Source organism: Bacillus shivajii, from assembly GCF_020519665.1.
Classification (GTDB): Bacteria; Bacillota; Bacilli; order Bacillales; family Salisediminibacteriaceae; genus Bacillus_CA; species Bacillus_CA shivajii.
Map to the genome: position 1 here is coordinate 3,818,767 of NZ_CP084703.1, position 20,054 is coordinate 3,838,820.

The window sequence follows — 20,054 nt, forward strand, 5'->3', positions numbered from 1 at the left end:
ATATATATCCACATATTTGCTCCTATTTACAAAGATTCCACACAAAGTGAAATTCCTTGACCTACACCTATACACATCGTCGCTAGTCCTTTTTTTGCCTCTCTTCTTCTCATTTCATGCACCATTGTTGTGATAACCCTTGCCCCACTGCAGCCTAAGGGATGACCAAGAGCAATTGCTCCACCATTGACATTCACTTTACTCATTTCAATGTTCAATTCCTGAATTGATGCAACTGCCTGTGCTGCAAACGCTTCATTTACTTCTACTATTCCTAACTCATCAATAGACCAGCCTGCTTGTTTTAATGCTTTAATCGAAGATGGAACTGGTCCAATCCCCATATAGCTTGGGCTAACCCCCGCTACTGCACCAGTAACGACTTTAGCGAGTGGCTCAAGACCTAACTCTTCTGCTTTCGTCTCAGACATGACAACTAACGCAGAGGCTCCATCGTTAAGACCTGAAGAATTTCCAGCAGTCACCGTCCCACCACTACGAAAGACTGGTTTCAGTTTTGAAAGTTTTCCAACTGTCACATTTGGACGAGGGTGTTCGTCTTCAGAAATTAACACCGTTTCTCCTTGCTTAGTCTTTACAGGTACTTTAATGATTTCATCTTTCCATATGTTGTTTTCATTTGCCAATGAATATTTTCTTTGACTTTCATAAGCGAATTCGTCTTGTGTTTGACGAGAAACACGATACTTTTCCGCAACATTTTCAGCTGTTTCACCAAGTGCTTCTATTGGAAAAATCTCATTCATTTTTGGATTAATAAACCGCCATCCTAGCGTCGTATCAAACATTTCAGAATGTCCACGCGGAAAACTGCTATCAGGTTTTGGCATGACCCACGGTGCTCGGCTCATGCTCTCAACACCACCGACGACAAACACATCTCCTTCATCGCTCTTAATCGCACGAGCTGCTTGGATGATGGCTTCCATTCCAGAACCACATAAACGGTTAACTGTAACACCTCCAACAGTTTCGGGTAACTGAGCTAGGAGAAGACCCATTCTCGCAACATTTCGATTATCCTCACCGGCTTGATTAGCACAACCAAGAATGACATCTTCAATCAGCTCTGGATCGATGTTCGCTTTATCAACCGCCTCTTTAATCGCAATCGCTGCTAAATCATCAGGGCGTATAGAAGATAGTACTCCGCCATGACGCCCAATTGGTGTTCTTACTGCGGAAACAATCACTGCTTCACTCATTGCGTCCCACCTGCTGACATCACATTTTTACGGCGATATTTGTTCAATTTTTCTTGTGAAATGGTTACCCCCAGCCCCGATTCTTCTGGTAAGAAAATATGACCACCACTTAACTTGAGTGGTTGGTCTACGATATCATCAGCAAGCCAAATTGGACCAAATAGTTCGCACCCTTCCGTTAAATTAGGAATTGTACTGTATACATGTAGTGCAGCCGTTGTCCCTATTGAGCTCTCTAAAGATGTACCACCAAAGCAAGGAACCCCTGCTGCTTCAGCCATTGCTGCGATTTTTTTCACTCGACTCATTCCGCCAGATTTATGGACCTTTAAAGAGATAATGTCTACAGCTTCTCTCTTAATGAGCTGATCTACTTCTGAAAGTGTACTAGCACTTTCGTCAGCCATAATGGGGACCTTTTTCATCTCTTTTAATCTAGCAAGGCCATCAATATCCCACTTTGGCAATGGCTGTTCTAAAAATGCGATCCCAGCTTTATAAAGGCGGTCCATCCACTTTCTTGTTGTTAATTCATCCCAAGATCCATTCGGGTCAACCCCAACGGTTGTAAGTCCTTTTAACTTTTCCGCAACTTTAATTGCTCTATCCGCATCTTCTGCTGTGGGAAGGTTACCAGCTTTCATTTTAAATTGATGGTGGACGTTCCCTTCCATTTTCACTTTTGCTTCTTCAACGTCTTCCTCCACTTTACCGATGGCTAGAGCCCAACGTGTTGGTAGTTTTTCATAATACTGTCCTCCAAACAATTGATAGACAGGAACACCTGCAAGCTTTCCAACAATGTCATACAAAGCCATTTCTACCGTAGCCTTTGCAAACTCATTTCCAAACACTTGACGATCCATTCGTCCGAGGATCCGTTCAATTTGTCTCGGATCTTCATCATATAAAAGAGGAGAAAAATATTGATCAATGACAAGCTTCATTGTTTCAACACTTTCTCCTCCCCACCAAATTCCAGGTGTCGTTCCTTCTCCAATTCCGATAACCCCTTCATTTGTTTCCATTTGAAGGATGAGAAAAGGCTTTGCATCTATTTTTGCCGCAGAAAATTGATGCGACCTTTTTAATGGGATATCAACAATATCTGCCGTTATCCTCGTTATTTTTATTTTCAATTGCAATCCGCTCCTCTGCACCTACTGGCTAAACATTTTTCATTGACCTTGTTTTTTCTTTCAATCTCCTTAATTGTTCTAATTCTTTGTGTTCTGGTGGCGCGGTTGTTATGACACGATCTGAAACATTTAATTCCCACCCGCAATTCGCTTTTACGTCTTCGATTGAAACGCCTGGATAAACCTCCGTTAACACCAATTCTTTCGTTTTTGGATCTGGACTTAGAATCCCTAAATCAGTGATGACTTTTGTAGGCCCTTTCCCTGTAAAGCCGAGTTTCTCTCGCGTATCATTTCCTTTGTAGTAACCAACAGAAGTAATAAATTCAAGACTTTCAACAAAGGCTCGTTTTTTAAAGGACATGACAATGAATACTTCTTTCGCTAACGCAGCAATTTCTGGAGCTCCTCCTGCCCCCGGTAGTCTCACTTTCGGTTCATCGTATTCACCAATAACCGTCGTATTTAAATTCCCAAACTTATCAATTTGCGCTCCTCCTAAAAACCCGATGTCCACTCTGCCACCTTGCAGCCAGTAATTAAAGATTTCTGGTAGAGGAACAATTGTATCGGCCGTTTCAGCAAGTTCATCATCACCGATGGATAAAGGCAACGTCTCTGGTTTTGCTCCAATTGTGCCAGATTCATAGATAAGTGTTGCATTTGGTGCATGCATTTGCCGAGCTAAATTCGCTGCAGTACTAGGTAAGCCAATCCCCACAAAACAAGTGATTCGATCATTTAATTGCCTAGCAGCAGCTATCGCCATCATTTCATCAGGCGTATATTCGTTCATGAGATCACACCCTTGAGCTTATTAAGAAACTCTGAAAAATCCTCTGAGTTAAGCACAAATCGCTCCATCCACTCTTCATACGTTTGACGATTTCGGCTAATGTCGTCCCACTTTTTATAGAATTCATTGTCTCTTGTAGAGTAATCAAGTGCATACGATGGATACGTCCCATTCGGTACGACCGAAACCGCATGAATCATTGAAGCAGGTAGAAACATAGCATTTGGTTTCGGAGTGAACTCATCGACTATTTCTTCAACTGTGACAATCACTCGTTTAGCGGCAAATACTGCCTCTTTTTGTATGCCAACAATCCCCCACATTTGTACATTCCCTTTTCGATCAGCTTGTTGCGCATGAATAACAGTTACATCCGGATGAATCGCCTTAACAGCCGTCACTTCCTCTCCAGTGAAGGGACATTTAACGATCGATACATGTTTCGTGTTTTTGATGAGGTCTGTCCCAACGTACCCTTTGAGAACCGTGAACGGTAGTCTCTGAGCACCTGCGACATAACGGTTCGCAAGCCCAGCATGTGTATGCTCTTCAATCTCTAGGGTTTTTGGCCAATGGTTCTCAACAGCATCACGAAAACGGTGGAGGGAACCCACACCTGGGTTCCCGCCCCATGAATAAACCATTTCCTTTACAATCCCCATACCGACCATTTGATCATAAATGATGTCAGGCGTTAACCGAATCAATGTTAAATCCCGCTTTTGCTGCCGAATAATTTCATGGGCTGCACCATGTGGAATGAGATGAGTGAAACCTTCTAAAGCTATCGCATCTCCATCTTGAATGTATGTTTGAACCGCTTCACGTAACGTCATGACTTCACCCAAAACTTCCACCGCCTATCTTTATTTATTCTTTGCAGGAACTGATACAGGTCTTAGTTCAAACTCGAGTGCTCCTGTCGTATGATCCCCTTGCTTTTGTAAATTACTAATCAAGGAGTTTCTAACACCATCAGCAACATCCGTATCTAACCATTTGTCCCCGTCGAAGAATACTTGTGTAATTAGTTCATCGTGACCTTCAGCTCGAATAATGAAATGCAAGTGAGCAGGACGATATGGATGAGAGTCAATATAATCTAAGAACTGCCCAGTAGGCCCACCTGTTGGAATTTGATACGGCGCAGGAATCACTGTTTTTACCGTAAACTTGCCTTGATCATCTGTTTTAAACTTCCCACGTAAGTTATATTCGGGTATACCGTCAGCAAAATGGGAATATTCACCGTCAGCATCCGCTTGCCACATGCATACTTCTGTATTGCCTAGTGGCTTTCCATCAAGAGACTTCACGATTCCAGTAAAGTAGAAAACTTCTCCTTTTTCATCCGGGCGCATAGGAAGTTCAAAAGGTTCCTTTAATTCAGGCTCATTATCAACATAGTAAGGTCCTAACAATGACGGTTCTGTCCCTGGCATATCCCCGTACATTCCTCGTAATACGTGAGATTCAAAGAACACATCCATAAATAGTGGAATTTCACCAGAACGACCTAATTCATCAAACCATAAGCAAAACTGTCGATACTCTTCATGCGTAATTTTCTGTTCTTCAATTAACTCTTTCGCCTTCTCTGAAAATGCCTCGAAAATTTCAACTACTCTTTGATTCGCCATTTTGAATCCTCCCTATTTAAAATCTTTGATTATTTATGATGAAAATGTAGAGTTACTCTCTTCATAATCGTATTATTTTTTCTTGAAATAACTAACGTCATCTGGATTGATCCATGTTGAGTTCGTCCAGCCATCTAGATCATAATCATCCATACACTGTTGGGCAAAATCTTCGAATGATTGTGCATCCCCACTCATGTTAGCTACGACTAAGTTTTCGATTCTCGTATTCTCATGATTACCGGAATAGTTCCTCTCATAAAGTTCATGTCTGCCACCGTAATCCGTTCCAATCGCATCCCATAGTAGTTTAATGACCTTTATTTTTTCTTCTGCTTCTATGTCATTAGATCCTCTGTAAAGCTGATCGATGTAGTCACGGAGCTCTGGATTCTTAAAGTCACTCGCACTTGAAGGCTGCACAATCAAGCTTCCTGCAACGACTTGCTCGATAATTTCTTTCACTCTCGGCCAACCTTGTGCCATAAATACGCGATAAGAGAGACCATAGTTTATGTTTGGCAAGACCGTACCATTTGCCCCAGTGTTCGGATTGAGTGCCATCGCATCACTCATCGACCAGAACATATTCCTCCAAGCAATGACTTCACCGATATTTGCTTGCACGCCTCGGAATTGATCGGTACCATTCGCCTTTAATGCTTTTAATAACAACCCTGTAATAAAGTCTAATTTCACCGCTAACCTTGTTACACCATGGAATGTGAAACGGTGTAAAAATCCACTCTCCGGGAAAAATCCATTCGCTTTTTCTAAATCCTTATAAATGAGGACATTCTCCCAAGGAATAACTGCTTTATCAAAAATGAGTACGGCATCGTTTTCATCAAAACGGCTGCTTAATGGATAATCAAACGGACTTCCCATTACCGCTGCATTCATTTCATAAGACGGTCTTGAAACAAGTTTTACTCCAGGTGTATCCATCTTAGCGACGAATACGAGAGCAAACTCTTCTTTTTGAATTGGCATCGGACCGTAATGAGCAACAAAGTTATAGTTCGTTAAGGCAGAACCTGTTGCAACCATTTTCGCTCCACTTACAATGATCCCTTCATCTGTTTCTCCGACGACTTTGACAAAGACATCAGACACTTCGTCGATCGGTTTATTTCGATCAACCGGAGGGTTAATAATCGCATGGTTGAAGTACCAGTTTCTTTCTTGTGCTTCTTTATACCATCTTTTTGCATTGTCTTGATAAGGAGCATAGTATTCTGGGTTTGCGCCTAAAGTTGCTAAAAATGCAGCCTTATAATCCGGTGATCGACCCATTTGACCGTATGTTAGCTTTGACCACTCCGCGATTGCGTCTCGTGTCTTAAACAAGTCCTCTGCAGTATAATCATTTTGGAAGAAGCGCTGTGTGAATCCTCCATTTCCTGTATCTGTATCTCTTGTTAGTACGTCTTTTGTTTTAGGATCATGTAACGCATCGTATAACCTCGCGATGGACCTGGCTGAATTTCGAAAGGCAGGATGAGTGGTAACATCATCAACCCGCTCACCATTTAACCAAATTTCTCGTCCATCCCTTAAGCTTTCTAAATACTCGTCCCCAGTCAATGGCTTTTTTAACAATTGCTTCTCTTCTGTCGACATCTTTTTTTACCTCCTTTAATATTTTCCGAAAAGTCTTTGTAAGCGCTTTCTAGTTATATCGTATCGATAAGTTTGAATATTTTGAACTGTAAATAAATTAGAAAATACGATAAAAGACTAGCACTTTTTGTTACATACGCACTGTCGTTATGGTGGAAATGTTTGATTTTCAGGAGGATTCATATAACTGTTGAAAAATGGATAGTTAAATAAAACTTGGCTTCTGGTAGTACAAAAAGCCTGTAACGAAACGTTTGTTTCATTACAGGCTCCTCAGCTATTTTTTACTCTAGAACTAATCGGTTAAAACTTTCCTCTTTATTAATAATTTTTAATGTAAAAAAGATCTTGATCGCTAACTGACAATTGAATCTTCCTGAACCTGTTTTTAAATCAATATCACATATCGATTCTATCTTCTCGATCCTGTACCTTAATCCAGCAATCGACAAATGGAGGTCGTTCGCTGTTTGCTGGAGGTTGCCATTATGGTCTAAATAAGACTTAAGTGTTATCAGGAAGTTCCCCCCGTTCTCTTGGTCATACTTAACTAGCTTTCCGATCGTTTCTTTATAGAACATGATTAACTCTTCATGATCTCCACCTTTTAAGAATAAAATGATCGGCTCAAGTTCTTCATACTTTGCACATTTACTATCAATTGGGTACGTTAATTGAACAAAGTCACAAATCCGAACCGCATCACGGTAGCTTTTACCTAGCTTAGAAACACACCCCACTTTTCGGCCGACACCTAAATATACTTTCACCTCAGAAAGTTTTTTACTTACTAATTGTATAATGTCTTTAGAAAGCTGCTCAGTTGCATTGACCTCATTTTCTAATAATAAAATATAACCATTTTTTATAAAGATATCAGTATTTGAATATTTGGCTATTAAAAGGTTTAATACGTCATTGATCATATTTTTAGGTGAAACCTTCACGGTAATCACACGGAGAGGTTCATTTGGATTAAAATCAAAAATATGAGCTTTCCTTCTTAAAGAAACTTCATCTAGATCTCGATGATTAATTATCTCACTAAAGAAATCCTCTTTTTTACGCCAAATAGACTCCGTAATTTTTCGTTGGTGAAACATTTGAATCGTAAAAACCATTAAAGCTCGTTTAATGATCATTTCTTCTCGTTGACTTAACTTTTGATCACCAATAACAACTAATTTTCCTAAACGTAAATGGTCGCTTTTAATATCAAATGTTTCTATATGAACATTGTCTAATGCCGAACATTTGTCGTTTCGCCATTTGTGATAGACCTCTTCATCCTCTTTACGTAGAAAAAATGATGTATACACTTCATCTAAATGATCAATGACCACACTCCGTTTTAGTACACTCCCAATTAACTCTGTTGTATGATTAACATCTTTGTCTTTTAAAAGTAACTCTGTTAACTGATCCTGTATTTTTTCAGATTCTAGAATGTCTTCATTTAGCTGTTTTATCTCTAAATATGCACTATCTAGCACAGACTGTAACGATTCCGTCTTGTAAAAGTCTAAATCCCTTATGTGCTCTTCTGAACAGTCTTCTGCAGTTTGGGCGACAAAATAACAATATGGGTCCCCTTTTCCTTTACAATATTTCTCATAAACAACAACTTCTTTTCCAAACGTTTTCGTTAAAAAGCCGCTCGCATATCCAACGAGCATCCAGCATACTGTTTCATCACTCATATCAAAATGAGAAATATGTTCCTCGGCTTCAAATGAATTTCTCCAATAGCCTGTAAAATACAAATGGCCTTCATCGATTTCTAATACATCTGGCTCAACAGTAACAACTCCCTCTAATGTATGTAGGGATGGTCCAGATAAAAGCAAGTCTTCTTTTGATTCCCACTGATACTTTCCTGTCATTAGTTCACCATCACGATACCCGCATGCCCAGCCATACCTTAAAAGAAACCCTTTTGCCCGTTCCATACTTAATGTATTAATTAAATCCCTGCGTAAGATTCCTAATGCTTCGACTGACATTAAAACCATTCTTTTATCATGCAGCATGATCGTCCCTGTCCGAGGATTAATGTCAATTAAGTTATGAAACAATAATTGATGGCTTTTGACCGTCACCCTTTTTCCTCCCCCCAATAAGCAAACCGTAGCATTATACAAACCATGTCTTCAAACTTTCATTATGTTCAATTCATGTTTGTATTCAAATAGAAAAAACGACGTGTCAAACAACATTTCCTTTACCGGACTTATCTAATTAACCATTTTGAAAGATCAGTCTGTTAATTTCTCATAAATTTCACGATCAATTTTTTTCGCTAAATTCGGATCATACGTTTTTTCATATGCAGGGGGCGTTGTAATTTTCGCACCATAAAAAATCACATCTTCGACCTCTTCAACATTTACCGTGACGACTTTAAATTTAATCGTTTCTTTAAATGTTTCAGAGACTTCTCCCGTTCCAGTAATTTGATAGCAACTATCTGGTCCGATCACATTTAAAACGACATAAGGGTTTGCAAGTATATTTTTGACGCTTTCAGCATTATCTCCGATAGCAAACTTAATTGTCTTACCGCCTGCAAGCGCTTTCAACCAAGAGATACATGCAACTGTTGGTTTTTTCGATTCTTCATCGATTGTAATGAGTGATACAAGCGTTTCCCCTCTTAAAAATTCTACTAATTCCGTACTTAAATGATCTTTTACTTTCATTGACTAACTCCTCCTCTATCTTTCATATAGTTTCGTTTATTTAACAAAATCCCCTCAACAAGGTAAATATGATATTTACTAGGGCAATAGAAACAACCAATATAAATTGTAACAATATTCTGTATATTTTAAAACAATAAATTAATATGGTGAATGATAATAAATCTATACTTTTTTGCGGTAGGACTTTTAGAAAAACATAACGAACCTCTTTTGATATATCTATTTGTATACGCACCTTAAAAAGGAGTGAGGATAAATGATTGTAAAAGCAACAAAGCAAGATGCCGAAAAAATACTTGAAATACAGAAGCAAGCATATAAAAGGGAAGCTATCACATATAACAACAACCAAATTGCTCCGCTGATTGAAACCGTTGAACAAGTACGAAAAGACTTAGAAACAAAAGTCATATTCAAAGCTGTCAGGAATGATGAAATCATTGGTTCAGTAAGGGGTTTTGTCGAAAATGAGACATGCTATGTAGAAAGGCTTATGGTGTCACCTTCACACCAAGGGAAAGGGATCGGAAAAAAACTCATGGGATCATTGGAAAATTATTTTTCCCATTGTAAACGTTTTGATTTATACACTGGCTCGAAAAGTGTGTATAACATTCGTTTTTATCAATCTTTAGGGTACAAACAGTATAAAACAGAAATGATACGTGAAAATATAAATTTTGTTTTTCTTGAAAAAATAAATGAAGATTCTGTAGAAGCAAAGAAGTAGTTCTAATGATCATCTGATTCATTTTAAACGAAAAGCCTTGGGTGGTTGTTCAACGTACAATCCCCCCCTCAAGGCTTTCCATTTCGTTCTATTATTAACGGCAATTCAATCATAAATGTCGTTCCTTTATCCGATGAGGAGATTAGCTGAATGCGTCCTTCATGGTTTTCAATAATTCGTTGAACAATCGTTAGTCCTAAGCCTGTCCCTTTTTCTTTAGACGTTAAAAATGGTTTAAAAATGGACTCCTGCATTTTTTCTGGAATGCCTAGGCCACAATCTTCAATATATAGTTGATAAAACCCTTGATTCACTTTGGAGTAAATCAAGATCGCACCCTGCTTTTCCATTGCTTCGATACTGTTTCGAATTAAGTTGTGAAAGACTTGTTTCATCTGTTTTTCATCAATAAGGAGAGGCTTACGTTCAAGATCAATTTTAACACTTACCTCTTTATTGCCCTTGGTAATTAAAGGGATGATATCTTTTAATAAATCTTCGATATACGCTGTTTTCATCTTCGGTGCACTAGGTTTTGTCAATAGTAGCATCTCTTCAATGATCGAGTTAATTCGTTCTAGCTCTTTCATAAGGAGTGGTACATAGAATTGTTCTTTTTGGTCATCTGTAAATGACTGGTTCATTAAGGCGAGAAAGCCATCTATCACTGCTAGTGGATTACGGATTTCATGTGCTGCACCAGCAGCAAGTTCCCCAACAAGGGCGAGTTTCTCTGTTTGATGCATTCGTTTCTCAAGTTCTTCTGTTTCTGTTATATCAACGAAATAGAAGATTCTCCCGATCATCACTTGATTTTCGTTTAAAAGTGCAGATTGTGAAACAAGTAAAAACTTTTCATCATCACCTAATTGGAAGGAGACCTTCTCATTTTTGACCATCCTTTTTGAAGAAAGGATTTTCCAAAATGCTTCATTTTCAAGATGCCCTTTCCGCTTCGCTTCCTCTTCCACAGTTTCTTTATTACTACTTAATAAATCCTCCGCTGCATGATTCAAAGTACATTCACACGTTTTTTCCTCAATTGTAATAATGCCAACAGGTAATGAATTAAGTACTTGCTCCCAATAAATTTTATCATTCAAAATTTTATCGAAAGATTCTTTTAGGCGCCATGACATTTTATTAATCGATGACGTCAGTTTTCTTATTTCGAACTGATCGCTCCCTTTAATCGACAGCCCATATTGCCCATCAGCAATATCACCAACTTTTTCAACGACCGTTTCAACCGGACGGGTCAGGCTGTTACTAATTCGATATGACATGATAATAGATAAAATGATAGCAAGTACCGTAATCAAGATGAGTAATCCAATTGCATCTTTCACAATTGTTGGGAATTTCCCAGATTGGACATCTAATGTATGAAAGGTAGTTATTTTCATTTCATTTAATTCTTCTTGTATTTCATTTAGGGATGGATAGAATTTTTCCTCAATAAAACGTACCGCTCCACCGTGATCTTCAATAATAAGTAAACCTTGTACGTTATTCATAATCATAAAATCTAACCGTTCAATTTCTCTTTTCGTATGACTCAGCGCTTCTGGAACGTCACCATATCTGTCTATAACTTCTTCGCGCTGTGCGTTATGATTAAGTAAAGCGTACTTTTCGATAAAATCACAGCAAAAATCATTGATGATTGCATTTTCTACCATATATTCTTTAGACTTTAACTCTTCTTCCCATTGTGATATCCAAGCTAATTCTGGAATATGTTTATTCTTTATTTCATAACTAACCTCATTCACTTCTTCGATGGAATGAATGAGGATAAAGGAAAAGCTACTCAATAGTAATGTTGTACAGAGAAGGGCTGTTAGGATTTTGCTACGAAAGGACAAGTTTTTAATGAATGTTTTCATTACGTTTCTCCTTACTTAATCAAAAGATATTTCACCTTGACGATATTTGTTGATTTCTTTTTTAACTCGATCCTTCTCTTCTTCATCAAACATCGGCCCTAATGGAGCCAATCTATTTACACCATGAGATTCGTTTAAAACAATTTCACCAGCTGGCATACCTTCTTCACTATAAAAGTCTTCCATAATAACGACATAAACTTGAGGGACATCGCCAATGACACTCGTTAATACAATGTCTTCTGCTAAGTAGGATTGATCATCCAGAAATCCAATGACATAAACACCTTTGTCTTTGGCATATTTAATAACATCTCGGTTGTAAGCATTTCCTCTTGGATAGATGACATCAACGCCTTCTTTTAGCAACTCATCCATTTGCTTAACTGCTGTTTCACCGTCATCCCTACTTCCTACAAAACGATAGTGAAGTTCAGCTTCAGGTGCATAACGATTTAAGCCTGCTGCAAATTCAGGCTTATCATCACGGATGTCGATGGCATCGATAATCCCTATTTTCTTCGTGTCTGATTTCATCGTAGCTACGAGTGCAGCAAAATAATCACTATCTAACTTATCAAGTGTATAGACGGTTTGATTTGCATGCACACCTGTGCCACGAATTGTAACAAAGTGCACATCGGGATACGATGCAGCTAACTCAGTAAACACCTCAGAAAATTCTCTACCATGACCAATGACCAATGAAGGATCATTAGACATTTCCTCTAATACCGTCTCCTTCATCAACTGTTCTGTATTTACCTCACTAAATAAAGAAACGGAAGCAGGAAACTCATCCTCTATTTTTAATGATCCTTTATAAGCAAGACTTCCCCAGCTTTGATCAATGATTTTGTCTGAAGTTAATATGACAACATGGTCTTGATCAGCCTCTATGTTTGATGCTTCATATAAAATGCCATTTGTTCGAACGATAATTAACAATATAAACACTACAGCAACCAATGTCGCAAATAGTAGAATCATATACGTTTGTTTTGATTGTTTTGATTGCTGCATAAAAGCACTCTCCCTTTCTATTCACACTCTCTTATTCTAGCGAAAAAAAAGACAAAGGTCTACACAGGATAGAATCATTCAACCACCACACCAAACAAAAACCTACTCAACTTCAATAAATTACCATTTAATACCAAGTGCCAGGCACTTGGGAATTATTATCCAGGTGCCAGGCACTTGTAAAATATAGGTAAAGGATACATTCAAAAAGAGTGATGCTGCTTTATGCAACATCACTCTTTTATCTGATTTCGTTCTGTATATGTGATTATTTACGGTGTGCTGATTCTTGGGCTGCCGTATGGGATTTCTTCATCGTAAAAGACCGGATCTACATCATAAATTTCGCCAGTTGCAAACCCTCGTAATGTTTCATAGAGACCGACATATGATTGTTGCGTATATTGACCGTTCGCTTTTTGACCAGTATGGCCGTATGGATGCTGTTGTCCACGAGTTTCATAGAGCATAATTGCTGCCCCATTCATCGAATAACTTCCAAGAGCTGTTCCTGGTAAGTTAACCTCTGGGAATCTTGAGATAGCTCCGAATGGTGAATTCCCTCTCTGTAACGCTTTATAAACGTAACTGTTTACTTGTTTTGATAGATTAAGTGACTCTTCATCAACTTGATAATCGACGCCATCGTAGCTCACAACTGTTTCTTCATCTACAACTTGAGCAATCAGCTGTAACGTATTAAGACGATCATCGTCTTCAGAGACAACATTACTGTAACGGTGGTGGTGATCGATAAATAAATCAGGCTGCAATTCATTAAATACATCTCTAGATGCTTGTGCCTCTGGTGTAACATATACCCCTGGCTCTGAGCTATCTTGCGGAATAACATCTGCATTGTCTGGCCCGAGCTCTAAATCTAAATATGGATGAAAGTCGCGGTTCACATCAAAGCCCATTTCTCCGCTCACAAAATCTGGACGATAATACCAAGGTGCTGCAGTGTCTTCTACTAAGCCAAATTCAGTTGGATCCCATACTTGTAAGTTTTGTCTTTGCTTAGACTGTCCCTGTTCTGTTTCAAAAACAACGGAGCCGTCTGGATTAAGCATCGGGATAAACCAGACCGTGACATTATCTAAAATTGTTCGAATGTCCTTATTGTTACTCATTGCAAGCTGTTGAATCAAGTCAACAGATGCTTCTGTCCCTAGCTGTTCATCACCGTGAATTTGCGTTTGAATGAAAATTTTCGGGTTGTCTGTATCAGCTTCTCCAAACTTTACAGCGTAGATTGGGTATTCATAAGTTGCTGAATATCCGACAACATCCAATTCCATTCTGTCATCACGTGCGCGGTCGTTAATCTGTAATAGCTTTTTCTCTAATTCCTCAGGAGACATCAAAGCCTCTAATTTCACTTCTTGCTCTGGTTGGATCCATGGTCCATTAGGCTTTGATTGAGGTTCTGCAAATACTGAGATACTTAGTGACATAAATAGTAAAAACGCCAACATCATTGTTAAAGTTTTCTTCATCAATACCGCCTCCTAATAGAATTTTATCCGGGCTAATGAAGGTCATCATACGAAGAGTTATTTTACTAACTTCCTTCACCTCCCTAAAATTTAGTGTATCAAAATAAATACAAGCACAATTTACCATTTATCTGAATATTTAAATAAACAGGAATGAAGTAGTAGGAAATTGTTTGATTCACCGTCAAGAAACGAGGGGAAAACATTAAGTTCAACCCCTTTCGCTAAACAACTAAAATACTTCACAGAAAAAATAGGTTGTGTTACCCATACAAATATGAGCAGAAAGAAAACGTTCACTTGAATAAAAAGTCACAATACAAACGTCATTAAAAAAGATCATCATACTTCCAAATAAATCCCAAGTGCCAGAGACCTGGTAAATAATATCCAGACGCCTGGAATTTGGGAAAAATCGGAATCTGATGAACTGCGCAAAAAAACGATGCTGCTTGATGCAACATCGCTTTTATTCGACATATTCCGGGAGGTCACTGGTCCCCTTAATACCCTTTTCCGACTCCGCCTTTGACGATTTCTTTCCCTGCGCTTGCGCCAATTCTCGTTGCGCCTGCTGCGATCATTTTCTTCGCAGTATCAAGGTCTCGTACACAAGCAGACGCTTTTACACCCATGTCTGGTCCGACTGTTTCTCTCATAAGCGCGATATCTTCCGGTGTCGCACAGCCTGGTCCAAACCCAGTCGATGTTTTTACAAAGTCAGCACCAGCCATTTTTGCGAGCATACATGCTTTTCGCTTCTCTTCTTCTGTTAAGTAACCTGTTTCAATGATGACTTTTACTGGTGCTTGGCCTTTCGCTGCTAAAACGACACCTTCAATGTCCTTTTTCACGATTTCGTTTTCTCCAGACTTTAGGGCACCTACATTAATCACCATATCAATTTCTGTTGCACCTGATGCGATCGCATCACGAGTTTCCGAGATCTTCACAAACGTGCTCGTAGACCCTAACGGAAATCCAACAACTGTCGTAATGCCCACTTTCGTACCTTTTAGTTCCTCTGCTGCGGTTGGTACCCAGAACGGGTTCACACAAACCGTCGCAAAATTATATTCTACCGCTTCTTTACAAAGATTAATAATTTGTTCCTTTGTACTTTCAGGCTTTAGTAATGTATGGTCAATCATTTTTCCAACTTCTGGTCCTGTGATTAAAGACGTATTATATGAAGAAGCCGCTGTTGCAGCTGGCTTTGCCTCGGAAGTCTTTCCTTCTTCTGTCTTTGCGCCATCTGCATTTGAGATCTTCTGCATCACTTGATTTGTAATTTGTTCAACTAATTGTTCCATATTATTCACCTGAAATCACCTCCGATTACTTATTTGCTTTCTCTTATTGTCCGCTGCCTGATCTGACCCTATAGCCAAAACTATTGCATCCTGATAACAAAACGAATGTTTCAAAAAATGGCGATAGTAGGTTGCTAGATATTTTTTAGCTCTTTAAGCTTAATGTTGATAAAAAGTATTATTGTGCCGTTGATGGCTTTGAGGAGCGAAGGTGGCGACTCCAGCGACGAGCGTAGCTTCATGAATAAGCTACGAGTTGTCTCGACGGACAAAGCTGCATAGCGTTGCTCGCAGAGGAAGAGACAGGAAACATAGTAGCTGAAGCCGTGCCCCGGCAAAGGAGACACCGTGAATGCGAACAATGTGAAGCATAAACGGATGTCGCGCTTGTGCCTAGAGGTGAAAGCGTCCACCGAGAGCGGATAATCATTCAAGATAATCGACGATCCCAACAATAATCGCGTCAACCGCACCTTCTGGGTTCCCCATGATTGTCCTTGCTGAGCCGCCCTCTTCAATAATTAACACAATGTCGCCAACTCCTGCTTGCGCCCCATCAACCGCGATAAAAGAGTCACCGATTCTCTTCCCTTGATCATCAATCGGCTCGACAACCATTAACTTTTCACCTTGATGGCTATGAGTTTTCACTGTTGCAACGACATTACCAATTACTTTTGCGAGTTTCATTTATTTTTGGCCAGGTAAAATTTTCTCAACTTCTTGGTGCGGGCGAGGGATCACATGTACAGATAAGAACTCACCAACACGAGTTGCTGCATCTGCGCCAGCTTCTGTCGCTGCTTTTACGGCACCTACATCTCCGCGAACTAATACGGTTACTAGACCGCCGCCTACTTGCTCTTTACCTACTAATGTTACGTTTGCTGCCTTCATCATTGCGTCTGCTGCTTCTACTGCTCCTACTAACCCTTTTGTTTCTACCATACCTAATGCGTTATTCATCTGAAATTCCTCCCTATTGATTCACATTATATTTATCGATAATTCCCATAATCCCGGCATCCGCTGCGACGAGGTCACGATTTAGCGGTAAGCCTGATTCATTACTTTTCGCTAAATACACAACGTCATCCATTCCCGATTGACCGATCGTATCGATCGCGATGATCTTCTTCCCCTTTGGTGTCAAATCATCGTTTAGCGGTTGAACGACTAATAACTTCAATCCTCGTAAACTTTCATCTTTATGAGTACAAACGACATTTCCTACAACTTTGCCAATAAACATGTCACTGACCTACTTCCAGCGTTTAATAAAACGACTTTCCACTTCCATGATTTTCGTTACTCGTCGGTCATGTCTACCACCTGAAAAATCGGTTTCAAGCCATGTTTTCACCATTTGCGTCGCAAGTCCTGGCCCGAGCGTCTGTCCGCCAATACTCAACATGTTCGCATTGTTGTGATCGCGGCTATTAATGACCGATGAGAGGTCCCAGCAAACCGCACAACGAACACCTGGTATTTTGTTCGCTGTCATCCCGCTACCGATCCCAACGCCGTCAATCATTACCCCGACGTAGTGATCGTTTGTGGCAACACTTTCTCCAACGAGAAATGCAACATCCGGATAATCAACCGATTCACCGTCATGACAACCGAAATCGACGTATTCATACCCTAGTTTCGTTAATTCTTTTTTTATATGCTCTTTTAACTCGTAGCCTCCGTGGTCGCTACCAATCGCAACTTTCTTCACCATGTATCAACCCCTCTCAAACGCTTCAACAATTGCTGCGAAGTCCTCCGCTTTCAAACTTGCACCACCGACAAGGACACCATCAATATCATTCATCGCAGCTAAATTCCCTGCTGTATCAGGCTTGACAGATCCTCCGTAAAGAATCGGCAACTTCTGAGCAACTTCACCAAACCGGCCACTCACTGTTTCGCGAATAAACTGATGAACGGTTTGTGCTTCATCTGCGGTTGCAGAAAGTCCTGTGCCAATCGCCCAAACAGGTTCATATGCAAGAATCACCTTTGAAACGTCGTCTACTTTTTCTAATGCTTTGAGCACTTGGTTTTCGACAACGTCGTTCGTTTTCCCTAATTCTCGTTCATCTAGCGTTTCACCAACACAGATGATCGGCTCTATTCCTTTTCTTAAAGCTTGCTTTACTTTTAACGCAACTTCTTCATCCGTCTCACCAGCTTCGCGTCGTTCAGAATGCCCAACAATGGCAAACTGGCACCCGACCTCAGTCAACATATCTGCTGAAACTTCACCTGTATGCGCTCCGCTGTCTTCTGCGTGAACATCTTGTGCCCCGAGAAAAATTGAGTCATGACTCTGACCGAAAGCAACCTTCGCTGGATAAATAAGCGGAAACGGTGGACAAATCACAACTTCACTGTTTTCGGCCTTCACTTGAAACGAACGAGCGAAATCTCCAACTAACTCCATCGACATATTCATTTTCCAATTTCCAACGACAAGCTTTCGCCTCGGTGAAAACTGAAGTGGAGTCTCTGCCTCTTTTCCAAGAACTTCATGAACGGCTTCTTCCACAAGGTTTTTCACGTAATGTTGAATCGTTGTTGATTCATTCATCATTTATATCGCCTTATTCTGATTTCGGTAGAATCGATTCAACTTCACTATTTGGACGAGGGATTACATGTACGCCTAATAGCTCACCAACACGTCCAGCTGCGTCTGATCCAGCTTCTGTTGCTGCTTTTACTGCACCTACATCTCCGCGAACCATGACTGTCACAATTCCTCCACCGACAATTTCTCTACCGACTAACTGAACGTTTGCTGCTTTCACCATTGCATCTGCTGCTTCAATTGCTCCTACTAACCCTTTCGTTTCAACCATTCCTAACGCTTCTCTTACCATGTTGACTCCTCCTTGATCTTTTTTCGTTGATTTTTTTCGCCGCTGCCTCGGCTTTTTCGGTGCTTCTTTTTCTTGCTTTTCTTCTTTCACTTCTTCTACTTCTTCATTAACGGACGATTCATTTTCCAGATTTGCTTGGTTTTCTTCTTTTTCATTCATTGCAAGTCACCTCGATCACTTAAATGATCCGCAAGCCATCGACGAGCACGCAACGGCGTTGTCTCGTAAATGTGCGGGCTGACGTGAGACCTTCACCTGTTGGACCGGCAATCGTTAGCGTTGTAAAACCTTCACTGTTATAGCCAAGCCCTGAAACGGATGGACCGTTTTTTACGAAAATCGTTGCTTCTATTTTTTGAGCCATTTTCGTTAAGTTCGTGACATTTTGTGAATGCATCACCGCTGTATGTCTGTTGCCCTTTTCAGCTTTTAATGCATGGTCAATTGCTGAATCGACACAACCAACTTTGACAATCGGAATGATCGGCATGAGCATTTCCGTCATGACTAGCGGATGATCCGCCTTTGTTTCTGCAAAAAGCAGACGAACGGAAGGGTCTGCCTTCAGTCCAGCAGCTTCGAGAATGACCGACGCATCTTTTCCGATAAACTTACGATTCGGATAATATCGCCCATTTTTTTCAACAAGCACTACTTTCAACACTTTTTCTAATTGGAAACCTTTCAGTTCCATCGCATGGCTTTTGCTCATTTCAGACTTTAAGGAATGAGTGACTTTATCAACGACAAACACTTCTTTTTCTGCGGTACAAAGGACGTTATTGTCAAAACTTGCGCCTGTAACGATATCCTTTGCTGCTTTTTCAATGTTTGCTGTTTCATCGACAACACAAGGTGGATTCCCTGGTCCTGCGGCAATGACCTTTTTCCCAGAGCTCATCGCCACTTTGACGACTTCACCCCCACCTGTTACAACGAGAGAGCGAATGCTTGGATGCTTCATCACTTCACTACTCGTCTCAAGGTTCGGTGCAGCAACCGCAGTAAGGACGTTTTCAGGTCCACCTGCTGCAACAATCGCTTCGTTTAACACTTGCATCGCTTTTAGCGAAACAAGTTTTGCACTCGGGTGCGGATTGTATACGACAACGTTTCCAGCTGCTACAAGCGAAATACTGTTGTTGATCATCGTAGCACCGGGATTCGTTGATGGCGTAATCGCTCCAACGATACCAATTGGTGCAAACTCAACTAATGTGAGTCCGTCATCCCCTGTATACGTTGTACTATTTAAATCCTCAACACCTGGTGTTTTTTCAGCAGCAAGCGTATTTTTTGCGACTTTATCTTCTGCGCGCCCAAGCCCTGTTTCTTCAACAGCCATTTGTGCAAGTTCTTCCGCATGCTTCAAGCTTGTCTCGCGCATGTTCTCAACCATCTTTTTCCGTGTAGCTAAAGACGTGTTCTTCATTTTCTCTTCCGCTATTTTTGCCGCTTCAACGGCCTCATCAACGGTAGCGAAAACGCCGTGTCCATAAGGTGTACTACTTCCTGCTTCAGGTGCTTGTTTCGGTTCCGTCTCACCCATTTGCATGACGACTTTTTCAACCAATGCTTTCACATCTTTTTCAGAAATATTCACC

General features: G+C 40.2%; 20 protein-coding genes. 1 reads left to right on the forward strand and 19 read right to left on the reverse strand.

Annotation, left to right across the window (positions count from 1 at the left end; translation table 11 throughout):
• Window positions 1-26 precede the first annotated feature (26 nt).
• From LGQ02_RS18485 to LGQ02_RS18520, 8 genes are all read right to left on the reverse strand, one after another.
• A complete protein-coding gene (locus tag LGQ02_RS18485) occupies window positions 27-1,226 on the reverse strand; it encodes a thiolase family protein (RefSeq protein WP_226515755.1) in 1,200 nt (399 codons plus the stop codon).
• The gene (locus tag LGQ02_RS18490) at window positions 1,223-2,365 is read right to left on the reverse strand and encodes a muconate/chloromuconate family cycloisomerase (protein ID WP_226515756.1); all 1,143 of its coding nucleotides are present in this window, start codon (window positions 2,363-2,365) and stop codon (window positions 1,223-1,225) included. Before LGQ02_RS18490 ends, LGQ02_RS18485 begins: the two co-directional genes overlap by 4 nt.
• A gap of 28 nt (window positions 2,366-2,393) precedes the next feature.
• The gene (locus LGQ02_RS18495; RefSeq protein WP_226515757.1) at window positions 2,394-3,161 is read right to left on the reverse strand and encodes a CoA-transferase subunit beta; all 768 of its coding nucleotides are present in this window, start codon (window positions 3,159-3,161) and stop codon (window positions 2,394-2,396) included.
• Complete coding sequence (locus LGQ02_RS18500) at window positions 3,158-4,009, reverse strand: CoA transferase subunit A (RefSeq protein WP_226515758.1); 852 nt, start codon at window positions 4,007-4,009, stop codon at window positions 3,158-3,160. Before LGQ02_RS18500 ends, LGQ02_RS18495 begins: the two co-directional genes overlap by 4 nt.
• Window positions 4,010-4,027: 18 nt before the next feature.
• The gene (locus LGQ02_RS18505) at window positions 4,028-4,801 is read right to left on the reverse strand and encodes a dioxygenase family protein (protein WP_226515759.1); all 774 of its coding nucleotides are present in this window, start codon (window positions 4,799-4,801) and stop codon (window positions 4,028-4,030) included.
• Window positions 4,802-4,873: 72 nt separating this feature from the next.
• Complete coding sequence (locus LGQ02_RS18510) at window positions 4,874-6,424, reverse strand: 4-hydroxyphenylacetate 3-hydroxylase family protein (RefSeq protein WP_226515760.1); 1,551 nt, start codon at window positions 6,422-6,424, stop codon at window positions 4,874-4,876.
• A 284-nt stretch (window positions 6,425-6,708) separates the two neighbouring features.
• Window positions 6,709-8,523, reverse strand: coding sequence for a XylR N-terminal domain-containing protein (locus LGQ02_RS18515; protein WP_226515761.1), 1,815 nt, complete (start codon window positions 8,521-8,523; stop codon window positions 6,709-6,711).
• 156 nt (window positions 8,524-8,679) lie between these two features.
• Complete coding sequence (locus LGQ02_RS18520; protein ID WP_226515762.1) at window positions 8,680-9,123, reverse strand: pyridoxamine 5'-phosphate oxidase family protein; 444 nt, start codon at window positions 9,121-9,123, stop codon at window positions 8,680-8,682.
• Window positions 9,124-9,382: 259 nt separating this feature from the next.
• On the opposite strand from LGQ02_RS18520, the gene LGQ02_RS18525 reads away from it, so the two are divergent.
• Window positions 9,383-9,856 (forward strand): GNAT family N-acetyltransferase, encoded by a 474-nt coding sequence (locus tag LGQ02_RS18525; RefSeq protein WP_226515763.1) that lies wholly within the window; start codon window positions 9,383-9,385, stop codon window positions 9,854-9,856.
• 68 nt (window positions 9,857-9,924) lie between these two features.
• On the opposite strand, the gene LGQ02_RS18530 is transcribed toward LGQ02_RS18525, so the two are convergent.
• From LGQ02_RS18530 to LGQ02_RS18580, 11 genes are all read right to left on the reverse strand, one after another.
• Window positions 9,925-11,745 (reverse strand): sensor histidine kinase, encoded by a 1,821-nt coding sequence (locus LGQ02_RS18530; RefSeq protein WP_226515764.1) that lies wholly within the window; start codon window positions 11,743-11,745, stop codon window positions 9,925-9,927.
• Between the two features lie 15 nt (window positions 11,746-11,760).
• Window positions 11,761-12,768: a BMP family ABC transporter substrate-binding protein gene (locus LGQ02_RS18535; RefSeq protein WP_226515765.1), complete on the reverse strand. Its 1,008-nt coding sequence runs from the start codon at window positions 12,766-12,768 to the stop codon at window positions 11,761-11,763.
• A gap of 272 nt (window positions 12,769-13,040) precedes the next feature.
• Complete coding sequence (locus tag LGQ02_RS18540; RefSeq protein WP_226515766.1) at window positions 13,041-14,267, reverse strand: M14 family zinc carboxypeptidase; 1,227 nt, start codon at window positions 14,265-14,267, stop codon at window positions 13,041-13,043.
• A gap of 503 nt (window positions 14,268-14,770) precedes the next feature.
• Window positions 14,771-15,418, reverse strand: a complete 648-nt coding sequence (gene deoC / locus LGQ02_RS18545; protein ID WP_226518373.1) for a deoxyribose-phosphate aldolase — start codon at window positions 15,416-15,418, stop codon at window positions 14,771-14,773.
• Between the two features lie 588 nt (window positions 15,419-16,006).
• Window positions 16,007-16,270 (reverse strand): EutN/CcmL family microcompartment protein, encoded by a 264-nt coding sequence (locus LGQ02_RS18550; RefSeq protein ID WP_226515767.1) that lies wholly within the window; start codon window positions 16,268-16,270, stop codon window positions 16,007-16,009.
• Window positions 16,271-16,546, reverse strand: coding sequence for a BMC domain-containing protein (locus LGQ02_RS18555; RefSeq protein ID WP_226515768.1), 276 nt, complete (start codon window positions 16,544-16,546; stop codon window positions 16,271-16,273).
• A gap of 13 nt (window positions 16,547-16,559) precedes the next feature.
• Window positions 16,560-16,832, reverse strand: coding sequence for a EutN/CcmL family microcompartment protein (locus LGQ02_RS18560; RefSeq protein ID WP_226515769.1), 273 nt, complete (start codon window positions 16,830-16,832; stop codon window positions 16,560-16,562).
• 9 nt (window positions 16,833-16,841) lie between these two features.
• Window positions 16,842-17,306: an RpiB/LacA/LacB family sugar-phosphate isomerase gene (locus tag LGQ02_RS18565; protein WP_226515770.1), complete on the reverse strand. Its 465-nt coding sequence runs from the start codon at window positions 17,304-17,306 to the stop codon at window positions 16,842-16,844.
• A gap of 3 nt (window positions 17,307-17,309) precedes the next feature.
• On the reverse strand, window positions 17,310-18,161 hold the full coding sequence (gene tpiA / locus LGQ02_RS18570; protein ID WP_226515771.1) for a triose-phosphate isomerase: 852 nt from the start codon (window positions 18,159-18,161) through the stop codon (window positions 17,310-17,312).
• A 10-nt stretch (window positions 18,162-18,171) separates the two neighbouring features.
• Window positions 18,172-18,450 (reverse strand): BMC domain-containing protein, encoded by a 279-nt coding sequence (locus LGQ02_RS18575; RefSeq protein ID WP_226518374.1) that lies wholly within the window; start codon window positions 18,448-18,450, stop codon window positions 18,172-18,174.
• A 178-nt stretch (window positions 18,451-18,628) separates the two neighbouring features.
• Window positions 18,629-20,053, reverse strand: a complete 1,425-nt coding sequence (locus LGQ02_RS18580) for an aldehyde dehydrogenase family protein (RefSeq protein WP_226515772.1) — start codon at window positions 20,051-20,053, stop codon at window positions 18,629-18,631.
• Window position 20,054: the final 1 nt, after the last annotated feature.